The organism is Methylobacterium sp. CM6246 (genome assembly GCF_054818005.1).
Genome location: NZ_JBTXKY010000003.1, coordinates 149607 through 163166 on the forward strand (window position 1 = coordinate 149607; position 13560 = coordinate 163166).

General features: G+C 64.0%; 20 protein-coding genes. 10 read left to right on the plus strand and 10 right to left on the minus strand.

Annotated features, from left to right (window positions below):
- Positions 1 to 178 precede the first annotated feature (178 nt).
- Positions 179 to 604 (minus strand): hypothetical protein, encoded by a 426-nt coding sequence (locus ACYQPG_RS30835; RefSeq protein ID WP_461232912.1) that lies wholly within the window; start codon positions 602 to 604, stop codon positions 179 to 181.
- 303 nt (positions 605 to 907) lie between these two features.
- Positions 908 to 1567 (minus strand): LuxR C-terminal-related transcriptional regulator, encoded by a 660-nt coding sequence (locus tag ACYQPG_RS30840; RefSeq protein WP_461232731.1) that lies wholly within the window; start codon positions 1565 to 1567, stop codon positions 908 to 910.
- A 679-nt stretch (positions 1568 to 2246) separates the two neighbouring features.
- On the opposite strand from ACYQPG_RS30840, the gene ACYQPG_RS30845 reads away from it, so the two are divergent.
- Complete coding sequence (locus ACYQPG_RS30845) at positions 2247 to 3080, plus strand: outer membrane protein (protein WP_147957816.1); 834 nt, start codon at positions 2247 to 2249, stop codon at positions 3078 to 3080.
- A gap of 993 nt (positions 3081 to 4073) precedes the next feature.
- Here the strand turns inward: ACYQPG_RS30845 and ACYQPG_RS30850 are convergent.
- Together ACYQPG_RS30850 and ACYQPG_RS30855 are read right to left on the minus strand one after the other, a co-directional pair.
- Positions 4074 to 4217, minus strand: a complete 144-nt coding sequence (locus ACYQPG_RS30850; protein ID WP_461232732.1) for a hypothetical protein — start codon at positions 4215 to 4217, stop codon at positions 4074 to 4076.
- Between the two features lie 218 nt (positions 4218 to 4435).
- The gene (locus tag ACYQPG_RS30855; RefSeq protein ID WP_461232921.1) at positions 4436 to 4702 is read right to left on the minus strand and encodes a hypothetical protein; all 267 of its coding nucleotides are present in this window, start codon (positions 4700 to 4702) and stop codon (positions 4436 to 4438) included.
- 135 nt (positions 4703 to 4837) lie between these two features.
- Here ACYQPG_RS30855 and ACYQPG_RS30860 point away from each other — a divergent pair, with 135 nt between their 5' ends.
- The 3 genes from ACYQPG_RS30860 (at position 4838) to ACYQPG_RS30870 (ending at position 6703) form a co-directional block, all read left to right on the plus strand.
- On the plus strand, positions 4838 to 5305 hold the full coding sequence (locus ACYQPG_RS30860; protein ID WP_461232913.1) for a DUF3597 domain-containing protein: 468 nt from the start codon (positions 4838 to 4840) through the stop codon (positions 5303 to 5305).
- Between the two features lie 194 nt (positions 5306 to 5499).
- Entirely contained in the window at positions 5500 to 6078 is a 579-nt protein-coding gene (locus tag ACYQPG_RS30865) for a hypothetical protein (protein ID WP_461232733.1), read from the plus strand.
- A 136-nt stretch (positions 6079 to 6214) separates the two neighbouring features.
- Positions 6215 to 6703 carry a hypothetical protein gene (locus ACYQPG_RS30870; protein ID WP_461232734.1) on the plus strand — a complete coding sequence of 163 codons (489 nt, stop codon included), beginning with the start codon at positions 6215 to 6217 and terminating at the stop codon, positions 6701 to 6703.
- A 3-nt stretch (positions 6704 to 6706) separates the two neighbouring features.
- Here ACYQPG_RS30870 and ACYQPG_RS30875 read toward each other — a convergent pair whose 3' ends face one another.
- Together ACYQPG_RS30875 and ACYQPG_RS30880 are read right to left on the minus strand one after the other, a co-directional pair.
- Positions 6707 to 7084, minus strand: coding sequence for a PilZ domain-containing protein (locus ACYQPG_RS30875; protein WP_461232735.1), 378 nt, complete (start codon positions 7082 to 7084; stop codon positions 6707 to 6709).
- Positions 7085 to 7101: 17 nt separating this feature from the next.
- A complete protein-coding gene (locus ACYQPG_RS30880) occupies positions 7102 to 7311 on the minus strand; it encodes a hypothetical protein (RefSeq protein ID WP_461232736.1) in 210 nt (69 codons plus the stop codon).
- Between the two features lie 199 nt (positions 7312 to 7510).
- On the opposite strand from ACYQPG_RS30880, the gene ACYQPG_RS30885 reads away from it, so the two are divergent.
- The 4 genes from ACYQPG_RS30885 to ACYQPG_RS30900 all read left to right on the plus strand — a co-directional run bounded on the left by ACYQPG_RS30885 (position 7511) and on the right by ACYQPG_RS30900 (position 9750).
- Positions 7511 to 7762 (plus strand): hypothetical protein, encoded by a 252-nt coding sequence (locus tag ACYQPG_RS30885; protein ID WP_461232737.1) that lies wholly within the window; start codon positions 7511 to 7513, stop codon positions 7760 to 7762.
- Positions 7763 to 7771: 9 nt separating this feature from the next.
- Positions 7772 to 8251, plus strand: coding sequence for a DUF5681 domain-containing protein (locus tag ACYQPG_RS30890; protein ID WP_461232914.1), 480 nt, complete (start codon positions 7772 to 7774; stop codon positions 8249 to 8251).
- Between the two features lie 238 nt (positions 8252 to 8489).
- Entirely contained in the window at positions 8490 to 8909 is a 420-nt protein-coding gene (locus ACYQPG_RS30895; RefSeq protein ID WP_461232738.1) for a hypothetical protein, read from the plus strand.
- A gap of 106 nt (positions 8910 to 9015) precedes the next feature.
- Positions 9016 to 9750, plus strand: a complete 735-nt coding sequence (locus tag ACYQPG_RS30900) for a DUF4198 domain-containing protein (protein ID WP_461232739.1) — start codon at positions 9016 to 9018, stop codon at positions 9748 to 9750.
- A gap of 54 nt (positions 9751 to 9804) precedes the next feature.
- Here the strand turns inward: ACYQPG_RS30900 and ACYQPG_RS30905 are convergent, their stop codons facing one another.
- Both ACYQPG_RS30905 and ACYQPG_RS30910 read right to left on the minus strand, forming a co-directional pair.
- Positions 9805 to 10011 carry a hypothetical protein gene (locus ACYQPG_RS30905; RefSeq protein ID WP_461232740.1) on the minus strand — a complete coding sequence of 69 codons (207 nt, stop codon included), beginning with the start codon at positions 10009 to 10011 and terminating at the stop codon, positions 9805 to 9807.
- Between the two features lie 13 nt (positions 10012 to 10024).
- The gene (locus tag ACYQPG_RS30910; RefSeq protein ID WP_461232741.1) at positions 10025 to 10339 is read right to left on the minus strand and encodes a hypothetical protein; all 315 of its coding nucleotides are present in this window, start codon (positions 10337 to 10339) and stop codon (positions 10025 to 10027) included.
- A gap of 190 nt (positions 10340 to 10529) precedes the next feature.
- Here ACYQPG_RS30910 and ACYQPG_RS30915 point away from each other — a divergent pair, with 190 nt between their 5' ends.
- A complete protein-coding gene (locus tag ACYQPG_RS30915) occupies positions 10530 to 11033 on the plus strand; it encodes a Ros/MucR family transcriptional regulator (protein ID WP_461232915.1) in 504 nt (167 codons plus the stop codon).
- Between the two features lie 122 nt (positions 11034 to 11155).
- Positions 11156 to 11989: an outer membrane protein gene (locus ACYQPG_RS30920; protein ID WP_461232742.1), complete on the plus strand. Its 834-nt coding sequence runs from the start codon at positions 11156 to 11158 to the stop codon at positions 11987 to 11989.
- A gap of 350 nt (positions 11990 to 12339) precedes the next feature.
- Here the strand turns inward: ACYQPG_RS30920 and ACYQPG_RS30925 are convergent, their stop codons facing one another.
- Together ACYQPG_RS30925 and ACYQPG_RS30930 are read right to left on the minus strand one after the other, a co-directional pair.
- Positions 12340 to 12636, minus strand: a complete 297-nt coding sequence (locus ACYQPG_RS30925) for a hypothetical protein (protein WP_461232743.1) — start codon at positions 12634 to 12636, stop codon at positions 12340 to 12342.
- Between the two features lie 46 nt (positions 12637 to 12682).
- Positions 12683 to 13558 carry a tyrosine-type recombinase/integrase gene (locus ACYQPG_RS30930; protein WP_461232744.1) on the minus strand — a complete coding sequence of 292 codons (876 nt, stop codon included), beginning with the start codon at positions 13556 to 13558 and terminating at the stop codon, positions 12683 to 12685.
- Between the last annotated feature and the right edge of the window lie 2 nt (positions 13559 to 13560).

Sequence of the window (13560 nt, forward strand, 5' to 3'; positions counted from 1 at the left end):
GAAGGTTTCCTCCAGTTTATTGGCTTGGCCTATGCTCAACCTCGCACGGAGGGACTCGTTCAGCGCGGCGAGCCGATCCGGGGCTTTACGTCTGGAGGATCGCCCCGGCTGGCTTGTGCGACGCTGTCAGCCGCGGCAGGACCAAGTCGCAATAGGATGGCCTGCCTGCTCCACTGACTTAGGTGTAGGGACCGCCGAACAGGTCGCCCATGGCCTTCCGCCTAAACAACGTTCTTCGACGCCGCCTCTGATGCTCAGGCCGGTCGTGGATCATGTGGCAGCGCTGGCAGAAGGCTGCGAGGTTGGCGTCTGCGTTGTTGGCCGTGTCGTGATCGCGATGGGCGGCTGCCAGGACGACATGGGTCTGGCGAGCGCGGCCGAGGATATCGACGCCAGACCTGATCCGGATCCTGCGCCCCCATCCATCGCGCCAACGGCTGGCCTCAGCGTCCCACCAACGCCCATCGCCGAGGTGGTAGACCATCTGCCCGTGCGGTCGCCCACAGCTCTCGCAGCGGCCCTGCGCCCGGCCGAAGCGGATCGCCATCGACAGCTCGCGCCAGTCGATCGGGTAGAAGAAGCGGTGCTCGGGCCGGATCGGCATGTTGGCGGACTGTGCCACCAGTTGTGAAGGAAGCGTAGCGGCAAGGGATCGCTATGCAGCCTGCATGACCAAGCAAACGCCAGTCTGTGCCAACCCCAAAATGGCGCGGGCCGAGCCCTCAAGGGGCCGGCCCGCTTGCCGTTCGGCTTCGCCTGTAAAAGCCGCAGCGACGCCGCAGGATACCCGCATGCCGCCTGTTACCGCCATCAGTAGCGACCGCCACGTACCGTTAATGCTTCCTCAAGATCCCATGTTGGCCGAACCCTGAACCGCCAGCGTGAGCCAAATTGTCTGCTGCCTTGATCACTGCCCAGAAAAGTCGCCGCTTCTTGGTACGAACCGTTTGGCGCCGTGCCGGCCCATTTCGTCATTAGTGATTGGCGGCAGCCCGAGTTGGCGAGCGAGTGATACCAAATCACTCAGCCGCCCCGTTCGCGTTTTGCGGCGCAAGTTGACCCGGTGGGTCTCTACGGTCCGCACGCTCAGGTCTAAGTGTCGGGCGACGTCCTTGTTGCTGAACCCAGAAATTAGAAAACGCAGCACCTCCGCCTCGCGCGGCGTCAGCCCGAAGTCGTTTTTCTGCTCCGGTTGAGCAAGGCAATTCGCTCCCGTGGCGAGAGCGAGCAGCGCGGTGCAGATTTCGCGCGACGATTGTGAACGCCCTACAAAGGCGCTGGCGCCAGCAACTAGGAGCGCCTGGAGATCGCCAGCCGTAAGCGCGTCGAAAGCAACGAGGATGCGAAACTTCGGCCATCGCTCCTTCAACTTGGAGATGCGCCCGATCCCGGCTGTGAGTTGGATGACGTTTAGAAAAGCCAGAACGATTGCATGTTCGATGTCAGCCTCATCGAGTTCCACCTCATCAATCGTGTGGAACTGCGGCATGTGCTCCAAAGTGGCGCGGATATTCGTGTTCAGACCCTGCAATTCATCTAGGATAAGGAGCCCAATGGCTGCACTCATAGCTCAGAACCTCTCGACTTTCGGTTCGCTACAGACGCAGCAAAATTGGGGAAAGTTTCAGACGATATGTTTCAAGAGGTCGCGGCAGGCGTTCGTCAACGAATTTTGGAATAGCTTCGATGTAAATCACCAAGCTATCTCGCATTTCCGTTTTATTCTTAAAATAGAAATATAAGATGAATATGCATCTAAATATCGATGTATATATTGTTATTCTATATTAATAATTATTGCCTGAATGAATATATAGTCAAGTATAGGACAAAGCTCAGTATCGTTGTCCGGCGTTTGAGCCGAGCTGCTCTACCGGCACTGGTTGGCTGAGATGAAAGCGAAAAACTCGGTAGCTTGGCAGAACGTATGCTCAGGCCGGATCGGCATGATGTGGCGTGGAGCCTAGAGGGAAATGCCGTCTGGCAAGGAGCTTCACCATCCCGGCTGTGGCTTGCGGGTCACAGTTTGCGGGCAGCGCCGCTGCATGATGCAACCAAATTGTAGGGTTGTAGTTACGGCGCGCTGCGCTGTGCATTGCGAAGTAATTTTCTACCACAAGCCAGCTTCATAAATGATTTACTATACCGTCTTGCCTCGTCGGCGACGGGTGTATCCGTAAAACTACAGCTATTTGGCTCATGGGCCGGTAGCCTTACCGTCAGATAGAAATCCCGGACCCAACACGATGACCAAGCTTCTCGCCTCCCTGGCCGCCTTCACCGCCCTGACCGGCGCCGCTGCCGCCGCCGACCTGCCGCGTCGCGCCGCCCCGCCGCCCGTGTTCACCCCGGTGCCGGTGTTCACCTGGACCGGCTTCTACGCGGGTTTCAACGCCGGCTACGCCTTCGACGCCAGCAGCCGCTCGAACAACTCCACCTTCGGCGTCCCGGCCCCGTTCGCCGTTCCCGGCACCACCGCCACCTTCCGCAACCGCAGCCAGGACGGCTTCTCCGGCGGCGCGCAGATCGGCTACAACGTCCAGTTCACCCCGGGTTCGGGCGTGGTCGTCGGCATCGAGGCCGACGCCCAGTACCTCGACTTCGGCCGTAGCCGGAACAACGCCTTCGTGAACGGCGCCGTCGCCCCGGGCTACTACGTCACCGACCCGCGCGGCCTGTCGAGCCTCGACTACTTCGGCACCGTGCGCGGCCGACTCGGCTACGCCTTCGACCGCACCCTCGTGTACGGCACCGGCGGCTTCGCCTACGGCTCGGGCAGCGCCGACCGCTCGTTCGGCGGTTACGCCGGCAACGACAGCTTCCGCACCGGCTACGCCGTCGGCGGCGGTGTCGAGTTCGCCCTCCCCACCGAGTCGTTCCTGAACTTCTTCCGCTCGTCGGCCGTGACGTTCAAGATCGAAGGTCTGTACGTCAACCTGGAGCGCGGCAACCGCAACCAGGGCGCCCTGGTCGTCAACGCCGCCAACCTCGTCCCGGTGGCCTACAGCGCCATCGGTCGCCGCGACGACGAGTTCGCCGTCGTCCGCGCCGGCCTGAACTACAAGTTCGGCTCGTACTAGTATCGGATCGCGCTGCTCCCGGCCTCAACGCCGGGAGATGCGGCCGGCGGGCGAGAGGTGTTGGTCCTCCTCCTCGCTCCCCGCCGCGGAAGGCGCCGACAACTTGTCGGCCTCCGGATCCCCAGCCCGATCAATCTGGCCGCGAGGTCGGCAACACCCTGGGAGCACCCGCTCCTGGGGTGTTTTTTCGTGTCGGGACCCAGTCCGGTCGCGGGTCACCATGACCTCGTCGCAACTCGCCGGACGGTCATGGCGAGTTGGATCCCTAACGCCTCGAGCGTCACGTTCTGACCAACCGAACGTCACCGGCTGTTCTGGCGTCTCACGTGGTGATCGTCCAACCCGCTGATGTTTGGGTTTTTCGTCGATGTCGTATCACGGGGAGTCCTCTCGAACGGAGGCCGCCCATGTCGAACCACGACCCCGACCCGAACAACACTCCCGAGGAAGGACCGAAGAAGCCCGAATGGACCCCGGGGCGCCGCCTGTCGCGCAAGGGCATGCCCCGCGCCCGCGGCGAGGATCTAAAGGCTCATGCGCAGGTAGAGGCACGACGCAAAGCCGAGCGCCGTGAGACGCGGACGCCTAGCCGGGACGACGTAGCCCGCGCGGCCCTACATTCCCTCCTCACCGCCCTCGCGAAGGCCCCCGACTCTCCTGCACTCCAAACCTTTTGTGAGTTGACCCTCAATGCCCTCGACCATGCGCTGTTCGATCCCGCGGAAGCACGTCGCGTTCTGGCCGACATGATCGTGCGGGCCGATCATGACCTGAATGAGTGTGTCTATGGCCGCGTCTTCCGCGCTTGGCGTGACGCAGGCTGCAAAGGTCCTCGTCCGGAACGTCCTACTAAGGCCGCGAGGATCCCGCGCCGACCGAACGGCACGATGCCCTGGACGAACACCGAGCCTCGTCCGCCGGGGCCGCGGCGTCCCTGGCGCCGGCTGACGCCTACTAACGGGGGCCGAGGTGTTTTCTCGTGCGCCTGGAGGGTCAGCCTACTGCCCAGAGCAACGGGATCGCACCGGCCAGGAACAGGGCCGAGGACAGGAGCACGGCGAAGCGCTCGCGATGATAGAGGGCGAAGGCGTGAGGTCGGGCGAACATGAGGCGGGCCAGATCAGATGGGAGCGCCATGCTCGCCTTCGAACCTTGACCGATCGGAGGCATTCCGCGCCGTCCACAGCCGGTCGTCGAGCACCGTCGCATCCGAGCCACAGGCAGTTGGATGTGCTGGTGCGCACGCCCCGGTGATCGGATCGGGCGTACTCGTCTTTTCAAGGCCGCCCTCCGCCCCCTCAGGCGGCCCGATCAAGCGGCGCAGTGACCTTCCAAGTCGCTGCGCCGTTGTCGTTTCAGGGCTGGCCGCCCCGCCGAGCTCGATCCGCTTCCTCGGCTGCAACTGCCTCGACCGCGGCGATGACGTTCTCCAACTCGGCGACCTGACGGAGAGCGCTTCCAGCCGGCAGGCCATCATGTTCGGCCATAGACAGGATGAGCGTGCGCTGGTGCGCCTTCAGGCGTTCGAGGAGAGCGTTGAGCTTATTGGACATGGGAATGCTGTAGCCGCGAGGAACAGATTTCGCCAAGCCCTGCGTGGGGCTTTTCGTAATCCGCGCCATGTTGTCATGCCGAAAGAGGCGACCTCCGTACGCGGGGACGAGCCCTTAAGCCCACTTCAGCACGGAACGCTGCATTGTTCCTTTGGGTTAGTGACGACTTCCTGGGTCGAACCCGCGAACAACGAGGACGATGCGATGAGCCTTTTCGGATCAATCATCTCGAAGATTTTCGGAGGAGGCGCAGCAAGCGCACAGGCCTCCGCGCCGCACGCATCTGAGACCCCAAGCTTATCGTCGACCGCTACCGGGGCGGGCGGGGCTGGTAGCGGTTCCAGCAGCGCGAGTGCGCCCTCAATGGCTGGTGCTCCCTCGCCCAACAGCGCGCCTACAGGCTCGGCGGCCAGTGTCGACGTCGGTCAGGTCCTAAGCGACATGGCGGCCAAGAAGGGTGAGAACCTGAACTACAAGCAGTCGATAGTTGACCTCCTAAAGCTGCTCGATCTCGACAGCAGCCTTACGGCTCGTAAGCAGCTAGCCGACGAGCTGCATTACACCGGCGACAAAGAAGACTCGGCTACGATGAACGTTTGGTTGCATAAACAGGTGATACAGAAGCTCGCCGAAAACGGCGGCAAGGTCCCCGCCGATATGCAGCACACTTGAGGCGGTAAGCGCCGGGCGCTTTCGCTGAAGAAGGCGCCCGGCGCGTTCGTAACCTGGTCAACTGTGGACAGCTTGGTCATCTCATCTCCAGCTGGGCAGGAGGCCGCTGCGCATCCCACAGGCCGCAGTAGACGAACCCAAGCGAACCATAATGGCGGAGCCACGGCCCATACCGGGCAAGAAGAGGTGACCCCATGCCGAGGCGCCGCCCCGACGATCCCGACGCCCTCGCCCCCGTCCGGGTCGAAGTAGTCCCCCGTCGTGGTCTCAACCGAGTTGAAGCTGCCCGATACGTCGGGATCAGCGCCCCAACGTTCGACAAGCTCGTCCGTGAAGGGAATATGCCCCAGCCGTTCCGGATCGGCTCGCGAACCATCTACGATCTAAGGAAGCTGGATGCCGCCTTCGATGTGCTCAGCGGCGTCGAGGAAGAAGATAGCGTCGTCGGATGGGAGGACTGGGACCGAGCGCAGCCTGAGCCGCCCCAGGGCCGTCAGGCGGTGAAGCAAGCCGACCACACCGCACATGCCCTGGTGATCCAGGCCCGGAAGGACGCCCGCCGCAAGGGACCCTCGCCGATGATGTCGGAAGAGTACCCCGGCTACCACAACGCCTACACGCCGGAGACGCTGGCCGAGCGGTGGAAGTGCAGTTCGAACCACATCCGCAACCTGATCCGGCGTGGCGAACTGAACGAGAGTAGGTACGGCAACAAGCTGATCCGGATCACGGCCGCCGTCGTGGTCGCCTTCGAAGCGACCGACGTCGTCTGAGCGACCCAGTGACTCTCGACAACCTCAGGGGCGAATGCCTACCTGTGCAGTATGCGCTACGCCCTCGCGGCCGCTCTGCTCCTCATGGCTTCATCGGCCAGCGCCGATCCTCGCCGGCGCCGGTCTCGACTGGCACGTGCTCGCCAAGGTGATCGAGGAGGCGGGCAGCCCTCAAATCGCGCCGTTCGACTGGTCCGAGGTCGCAGACTTTGATCCGGATCATGCTGCTCCGGCCCGCCACCGGGAGCCGAAGCCCGACTCTGATGCTCCTGACGCGCCGTCTCGTCGTGGTGGCCTGCCGATCTGGGGCGTGAAGAAGATCGAGCCCTGGTGGGTCATCGCCGGGTACTGCCTCCAGATGGACTGGGCCTTGCCGAAACCCTTCGGCGGGAAGTCGCTCACGAAGGCCGACAAGGATCGGCTGCGCGCCGTTCAGAGGCTCGGCCCGACACCAACGCCGACGCCGACTGGATCGAGAGCGTCGTCACTCGGTGCCATGCCGCACGGGCTGCGTGGCGCAACCGAGATCGAAAGGCAGCAGCATGACGCCCCAGGAGCGCGCTGCCTACAACGCCGGGATCGAGGCGGTCCGGCAGATGGCGCTGACCACCGCCGTCAGCATTGAGGCTTAAACCCAGTCGACAAATTCGACGCCGACCTGCCCCTCCTCGCGCCATACGGTTCGGCACCGGCGCAGGCTCCCGGATAGGGTTGTCTGAAGCTCAAATTGGTCTGGCACCGTCACAGCGGCAGATACCAGCAGCCTCGCTCCACCAACGGAGATATCGGCGACGGAGCACCCGGTCATCCAACCGTTGTGCGAGATGACCGCAGATCTGGACACGGATTGGCGATGGGGACGTGCAGGAACTGTGGACATCGGTTGAATCGCAGCGGCGGCGTAGGCTGAGAATAGGCCTGAAAGGTTGCCTAATAGCCGTTGCGGAGGGTGTGGCCGAGTATAGTTATTGGTAAGCTTTATAAAAACGACTCCTGGCGAGCCCATCGCTTAGCTTTTTGCTCTTAAACGTCCGTCTCGCGCTTTACGATGGCATCCTCATCGGTACCCTTTTGCGTCAAGCCGACCTCTGGGCTTTCAACAGGGTCCGAAGGCGCCTTAGGGGCGATCGGCGGAAGGGACTGCTGCTCGGCACCGACGCGGGCCCAGCGCTCTGCGTCGTACTCGGTGTTGGCGAGATCCTGCGTATTGGCGGTCAGCGGCTTGTCGGACATCGAGTACTCTCTGTCTTTCCAGAGCAACGCCGTGGTGCGCAGCGCGGGTCCAATAGCTGGCCAAAACCTTTGAGGCTCGCCTCTGCTCAGCGGGTGTTCGAGCAGGGCAGCGCAAGAAGGACGGCGACTCACGGCAGATAGAGTAGGCCAATCCCGTTGTTAGGTTCTATCTATCAGGAAATGATTTTGGATAGAAAATATGCAAAGCCTTCATTCCCGTCTCGCAAAGCTTGAGGATGCAGCGTTCAGCCCTGAGCATCGCAGGCGGGTGCTCTGGGCCATTCAGGGGCCGCACAACATGCCGGAAGGTGCCGCCGTCGCGCACCTTCGGAAGTGCGGTCACGAGGTGCGGGACGAAGATCTCAACATCATCCGGATCGTCGTCGGCGCCGAGGGAGAACGGCCGGTCGACCTGCCGCTGAAGTACATCTCGCGGGAGTGCTACCAATAACCCGCGGTCCTGTATTTTCGCTGTTGTCTACAGACGGTTGCCACCTCACGGGGAGCTTCTGATGGCGAGTGGAACCACTCAGTTCGAGCCGGCCGGAGCGGGAACCCTAACGGTCGCCCAAAGGGGTCACGCAATCGCTCGACCAAGGCCCTTGAGGCCATCTTCGACGGCGAGAGCGAGGCTCTGACCCGCAAGGTGATCGAGTTGGCCAAGGAGGGTGACACCGTCGCGCTGCGCATGTGCATGGATCGGCTGATGCCCGTCCGGAAGGACCGGCCGATCACCTTCACCTTGCCAGAGATCGAGACGGCATCCGACCTAACGAAGGCGACCAAGGCCCTCCTCCAGGGCGTGGCGGACGGCGAGATCACCCCGAGCGAGGCCGCCGAACTGTCGAAGCTCGTGGACGCCCACACGAAGGCGATCGAGGCCGTGGATCTCGCGACGCGCCTGAGCGCGCTGGAGCAGGCCGCAGGAGGTAAGCGATGATCTCGAAGCCCGCGGACCGGCTCGCCCGGCTGGAGGCTGCCCGTATTGCAGAACCCCTTCGGCTTTTGCCCGAGGAGGTCTAGGAGGCCGCCCAGTGGTACGAGGCGTCGCTGTACAAGCCGGAGGCGTCAGACCCGCGCGCCGTGGCGTACTGGGCGACCACAAGCCTGCATCAACTCTCTGCGGACTACACGGCGATGCTGAACGGTGCTCCGGCGCCTTGGGAGCACGCCACGCGATGAATATCACCAGCCTGCGCCAGCGCCTCGAACGGCTGGAGGCCGAGAAAATCTCGATGCTGGCGCCGTCGAGGTCCGATCCGCTCCTAACGATGTTGCAGGTCCTGATCGCGCACCATCTCGGGAGCGCTGGCCCGACCGATAGCATCGCGGAGGCGATGGCCCGCGGGCTGGGCTACGACAGGGGGCATGCTCCGATGATCGCGCTACGAGCCGATCCGGGGACGCCGACCGCGGAAGATCTCAGCACTCGGTGGCGGGACGCCACGCGCCGCCTCCTCGCTCTAACGGGGGCTACGCCGGACTGCGATGGACCGGTCTTCGCCGCTGCGGTGGAGGCGTTGTTTTTTGATATGCCGGAGCGGCTTCAGCGTCACCCGATGGTAGCTGAGTTCGGCTTCACATCTCGGGCTGCTTGATCTGACCCTACGGGCTATTCGACGAAGGTGACCTGCTGACACTTGCCTTTGAAGGCCGAGCAGATACCGGGTTAGGTTGCCCCTACGTCGCCGGAGGACCTGTACGATGAAGCGCAGCGCCATTCTCGCCACCGCGTCCTTGGCCTTTGTGGTACCGGTGGCCGCCCATGACCTGTGGCTGTCTCCCGCGCCAGGCAGCGTGATGGTCCAGTACGGACATCCGCATGAGCCTGAGATGCCAGTAGCCCGGAAGCTGACCAGCCTCATCGCCTATGGGCCCTCCCGGACGGTTGCGCTCACCGCGGCTGCAGAGACGGGGCCGGTTCCAGTTCTACGCGCTGCCCTCAATGGAGACGCCTTGGTCGCAGCGGCCTATGACAACGGCTATTGGGTGCGGCTGACGGACGGTAGCTATCGCAACGCGAGCAAGCGGATGGTGCCGGAGGGCGAGAAGAGCCAGTGGTCGGTCAAATACGCCAAGGCGGCGGTCGGCCCGACCGCACCATGGGATCGCGTAGTTGGTCAGCCGTTGGAGATCGTACCGCTGGAGGCACCGGCGTTGGCTAAGGGCTCGATCCGGGTCCGTGTCCTGTTCGAAGGGCGCCCGCTCTCTGGCGCGGATGTCGTTGCCACGGACGGCGCGAACTTCAAAAGTGAAGCAGATCAGGCTCGTGCTGCGACGGACCCTGGCGGTGAGGCGACGGTGCCGCTTCGAGTAGCGGGTCCGCAGGTGCTTGGTGTCAGCCACCGCATCGCCCCTTCGCAGACGCCCACGCTGACCGATGCTGACACCTACTCGGCCACCTTCGCGTTCACAGTCGCTGACCCGAAGACGAACTGAGCTTAGGAGCCCCTCTGAGTTGCAGTAGCGTGCAGCCAGGCTTGGAGGGGCGGCCTACCGCCCGCACCCGCTGCAGCGTCTGCATTCCGGCTGGAAGGACCCGTTCATCCGGGCCACCGCGCCCGCCATCCGAGCCGCCTCGACGCACGCTGCCTGCTTGGTCGTGCCCATCGTCCGGTCTGCGAGATCGAGCTGCTGGCCCATGACGGCTGCCGCCTTCATCGCGAGGACGTGCGTGGTCGCGAGCTGATGAGCGAGCATCCGCTCTAGAGCATCACCGGCCTGGATCGTCGGCGGTGCCGAGGGCGAGTTCGAGCGAGCCCGCGTTCTTGGCTAGGTCGAGCCGGTCGCGGCTGGCGTCCGCCGCAACCGCATCCAGGCTCACCAGCGTGTCGAGGATGGCCGGCAGGGTCCTGGTGGCGAAGTCCTCGCCCGGCACGAGCTCGCCGCCCACAGTACGCTTCGGAGCCTCCACAGGCGCCCGCACGGTCGCCCCCTGCTGATCGGCATAGCGCGACAGCCCTCCGCGCTCCTCGACGCGGCAGCGCGATGCTCCGAGGAGGACATTTCCGGATCGTAGCCCCGTCATGATTATCCCCATCGAAGATGCTGGCCGAAGCGGTCAATCAGATATATCGCCGGCCAAGAGAAAGCTCACCATCGCCGGATGGCTCGTTGCTGTATGATAACAAAATTTATCAGTACGCGAGCTTGCCATTCGTACCGTGGTATGCGCGGATATGGATCCAAAAATCGGAGCTGAATACGTGGACGAAACCATGGATACGACTAAGCGCGGGGCGGCAGTCTATATCGAGCTGACAGCAGATCTCGTCTCAGCCTACGTCTCGAACAACCACCTGCAGCCAGCCGAAATCGCTACCCTGATCGCCAACACGCACGCTGCACTGACTGGGCTTGGCAATACCAGCGCTCAAGCACCAGCGGCCGACAAGCCCACGCCTGCGCAGATCCGGAAGTCGATCACCCCTGATGCGCTGATCAGCTTCGTCGATGGCAAGCGGTACAAGACTCTGAAGCGGCACCTTAGCGGTGCCGGTATGACGATCGAGCAGTACCGGGAGCGCTACGGCCTGCCGCGCGACTACCCCTCCACGGCTTCCAACTACTCCGAGCAGCGCTCGGCTCTCGCCCGCTCGCTCGGCCTCGGCCAGCAGCGAAAGAAGGGTGCTCCGAAGACGGCTGAGCAGGCGGAGACTGCCTCTGACGGGCCGAAGCGTGCCGGGCGGCCGCGGAAGGCTAAGGACGCTGCTGAGGCGTAAATCGAGATTTTCTCGCGCGCGCCCTACTCCCGCCACAAGTGTGGCATGCGCGATACAGCTTAGCTGTGGAGAACCCGCTACCTTAGCCGCCGATCGGGCATCTAGCTGGGGAAATTACGGTCATGAAAAAGCTTCTGGCCTCGTTGGCCGCCTTCACCGCCCTGACCGGCGCCGCTGCCGCTGCCGACCTTCCGCGTCGCGCCGCCCCGCCGCCGATCTTCACCCCGGTGCCCGTGTTCACCTGGACCGGCGCCTACTTCGGTATCAACGCCGGCTACGCGTTCGACGCCAGCAGCCGCTCGAACAACTCGGCCTTCGGCGTACCCTTCCCGTATGCCGCCCCGGGCACCACCGCCACCTTCCGCAACCGCAGCCAGGACGGCTTCTCCGGCGGCGCGCAGATCGGCTACAACGTCCAGTTCACCCCGGGCTCGGGCGTGGTCGTCGGCATCGAGGCCGACGCCCAGTACCTCGACTTCGGCCGCGACCGGAACAACGCCTTCATCTCCGGCGCTGTCGCCCCCGGCCTGATCGTCAACGACCCGCGCGGCCTGTCGAGCCTCGACTACTTCGGCACCGTGCGCGGCCGCCTCGGCTACGCCTTCGACCGCACCCTCGTGTACGGCACCGGCGGCTTTGCCTACGGCTCGGGCAGCGCTGAACGCTCCTTCGGCGGGTTCCGCGGCAACGACAGCTTCCGCACCGGCTACGCCGTCGGCGGCGGCATCGAGTACGCGCTGCCCACCGACTCGTTCCTGAACTTCTTCCGGTCCTCGGCCGTGACGCTGAAGGTGGAAGGCCTGTACGTGAACCTGGACCGCGGCACCCGCAACCAGGGCGTTCTGCTCGTCGACGCCGCCAGCCTCACGCCGGTCGTCACCACCGGCATCGGCCGCCGCTCCGACGAGTTCGCCGTCGTCCGCGCCGGCCTGAACTACAAGTTCGGCTCGTACTAAGATCGAGCTGATCCCGGTTTCAGAGCCGGGACCTGCGGCAGGCGGGCGAGGGACTGGTCCTCTTCATCGCCCCCTGCCGCAGAAGATGCTATAATTCGGTTGGCCTCAGCATCCCCAGCCCGATCAGACTGGCCGCTTAGGCCGGCAGCGCCTCAGGAGCCACCCGCTCCTGGGGCGTTTGCTATTCTAGTGCCGATGTAGCGGTGTTTAGGGCGTTCTACAGAAACCCGCTTCCCGAGTGCCCCTTGAAGGCGTTCGCCCGGCGTATGTATCCGACGACCGTCCGCGGATCCCGGTGCCCGGACTGGTCCATGACCCGGACGAGGTCTGCCCCGCGCTCGGCTATCACATCATACCCCTTCCTCGCCGGGTGTCGGTTCAGCAGCGGCTGCTCCCACTTCCGGTGACGCCCCGCCCCTTGGTGGAACAGCCTGATCTCGATCAATTAGCTGGCCAAGAAGGCTTAGAAGCTCCTCATGCTGAGGACCTTGGGGCGCTTCGAGTAGAAACGGTCCGATCTCGATGCGAGACACCGCACCGCCGGACGGATCGTTCGCTTCATGCATGATGAACACTTCCGCTAGTCTTTCACCGCGGCACAGCAACCACCGATCGCCGTTGGAGCTCGTGTAGATCGGCAGGCGCATGCTCAGCATCGTTGGGACCTCACGGGCGGTACTTCGCTTTCAACGCTTACACGCCGAGAAAGCGTGCGCTGCTCTCGCTCGGCCGCGCATGCAGGTAGCGCCCGGTCGTCGCCACCGAGGCGTGCCCCAGCGTGGCCTGCACGAGGTGGATCGGCGCCCCGCGGTCCAGGCTGTGCGAGGCGTGGGCGTGCCGGAGCCAGTGCGCCGAGACCTCTCCTTGCAGGCAAGCACGCGCTGCGGCTGCCTTCACCACCCGATGGACTGCGCTTGGATCGAGCGCCCCGCCCTTTCGCGAGAGAAACACAGGCGCGTCGGCCGTCGCCTCACCGCGCAGCGCCGCGAGCACCTTCCATGTTGCGGCCGACAGCAGCACCACCCGGGTTTTGCCGCCCTTGCCGAACACCGTCGCCTGTCCGGCCTCATCCCGGGTCATGAGATCTCGCCAACGCAGTCCGCACACCTCCGAGATGCGCAGGCCGCCGCCGTAGAGCACGGTCAGCAGCACCCGGTTTCGCAGGATTGGCTCCTGCCGGATCATCAGTAGGGCATCGGACTCAGACATGATCCGTTCGGCCAGGGTGTTCTTGATCGGCGGTACCTTCACGGCCGCACCGATGTTGAACCGCAGGAAGCCGACCTCCTGGGCGAAGGTGAACAGCGACTTCAGCGCCGAGGCCGCGAGCGCTACCGTGGCGGACGAGCCAGGCAGCCCGGCGAGGTAGTCCTGCAGCTCACCCATCCGCACCGAGCCGAGCGGTTTGCCGACATGCGCCAGGAAGCGCCGCGCCTCACGCTCGTAGTTCCGGCGGGTGTTCGGGCTGGACGACCGAGACAGCCACAGCCGCACCATCTGCGCGTCGTCGTCCGCCTGCGCGGGTGGCAGGGCTTCGACCGGCTCGATGATCGCTGGGAGCCCAGACATTT

Bases quoted from the DNA above. Each gene is read 5' to 3' on its own strand.
- ACYQPG_RS30835 (WP_461232912.1), bottom strand. From the start codon at position 604: ATGCCGATCCGGCCCGAGCACCGCTTCTTCTACCCGATCGACTGGCGC.
- ACYQPG_RS30840 (WP_461232731.1), bottom strand. From the start codon at position 1,567: ATGAGTGCAGCCATTGGGCTCCTTATCCTAGATGAATTGCAGGGTCTG.
- ACYQPG_RS30845 (WP_147957816.1), top strand. From the start codon at position 2,247: ATGACCAAGCTTCTCGCCTCCCTGGCCGCCTTCACCGCCCTGACCGGC.
- ACYQPG_RS30850 (WP_461232732.1), bottom strand. From the start codon at position 4,217: ATGGCGCTCCCATCTGATCTGGCCCGCCTCATGTTCGCCCGACCTCAC.
- ACYQPG_RS30855 (WP_461232921.1), bottom strand. From the start codon at position 4,702: ATGGCGCGGATTACGAAAAGCCCCACGCAGGGCTTGGCGAAATCTGTT.
- ACYQPG_RS30860 (WP_461232913.1), top strand. From the start codon at position 4,838: ATGAGCCTTTTCGGATCAATCATCTCGAAGATTTTCGGAGGAGGCGCA.
- ACYQPG_RS30865 (WP_461232733.1), top strand. From the start codon at position 5,500: ATGCCGAGGCGCCGCCCCGACGATCCCGACGCCCTCGCCCCCGTCCGG.
- ACYQPG_RS30875 (WP_461232735.1), bottom strand. From the start codon at position 7,084: ATGGGCTCGCCAGGAGTCGTTTTTATAAAGCTTACCAATAACTATACT.
- ACYQPG_RS30880 (WP_461232736.1), bottom strand. From the start codon at position 7,311: ATGTCCGACAAGCCGCTGACCGCCAATACGCAGGATCTCGCCAACACC.
- ACYQPG_RS30885 (WP_461232737.1), top strand. From the start codon at position 7,511: ATGCAAAGCCTTCATTCCCGTCTCGCAAAGCTTGAGGATGCAGCGTTC.
- ACYQPG_RS30895 (WP_461232738.1), top strand. From the start codon at position 8,490: ATGAATATCACCAGCCTGCGCCAGCGCCTCGAACGGCTGGAGGCCGAG.
- ACYQPG_RS30900 (WP_461232739.1), top strand. From the start codon at position 9,016: ATGAAGCGCAGCGCCATTCTCGCCACCGCGTCCTTGGCCTTTGTGGTA.
- ACYQPG_RS30905 (WP_461232740.1), bottom strand. From the start codon at position 10,011: ATGCTCGCTCATCAGCTCGCGACCACGCACGTCCTCGCGATGAAGGCG.
- ACYQPG_RS30910 (WP_461232741.1), bottom strand. From the start codon at position 10,339: ATGACGGGGCTACGATCCGGAAATGTCCTCCTCGGAGCATCGCGCTGC.
- ACYQPG_RS30915 (WP_461232915.1), top strand. From the start codon at position 10,530: ATGGATACGACTAAGCGCGGGGCGGCAGTCTATATCGAGCTGACAGCA.
- ACYQPG_RS30920 (WP_461232742.1), top strand. From the start codon at position 11,156: ATGAAAAAGCTTCTGGCCTCGTTGGCCGCCTTCACCGCCCTGACCGGC.
- ACYQPG_RS30925 (WP_461232743.1), bottom strand. From the start codon at position 12,636: ATGCGCCTGCCGATCTACACGAGCTCCAACGGCGATCGGTGGTTGCTG.
- ACYQPG_RS30930 (WP_461232744.1), bottom strand. From the start codon at position 13,558: ATGTCTGGGCTCCCAGCGATCATCGAGCCGGTCGAAGCCCTGCCACCC.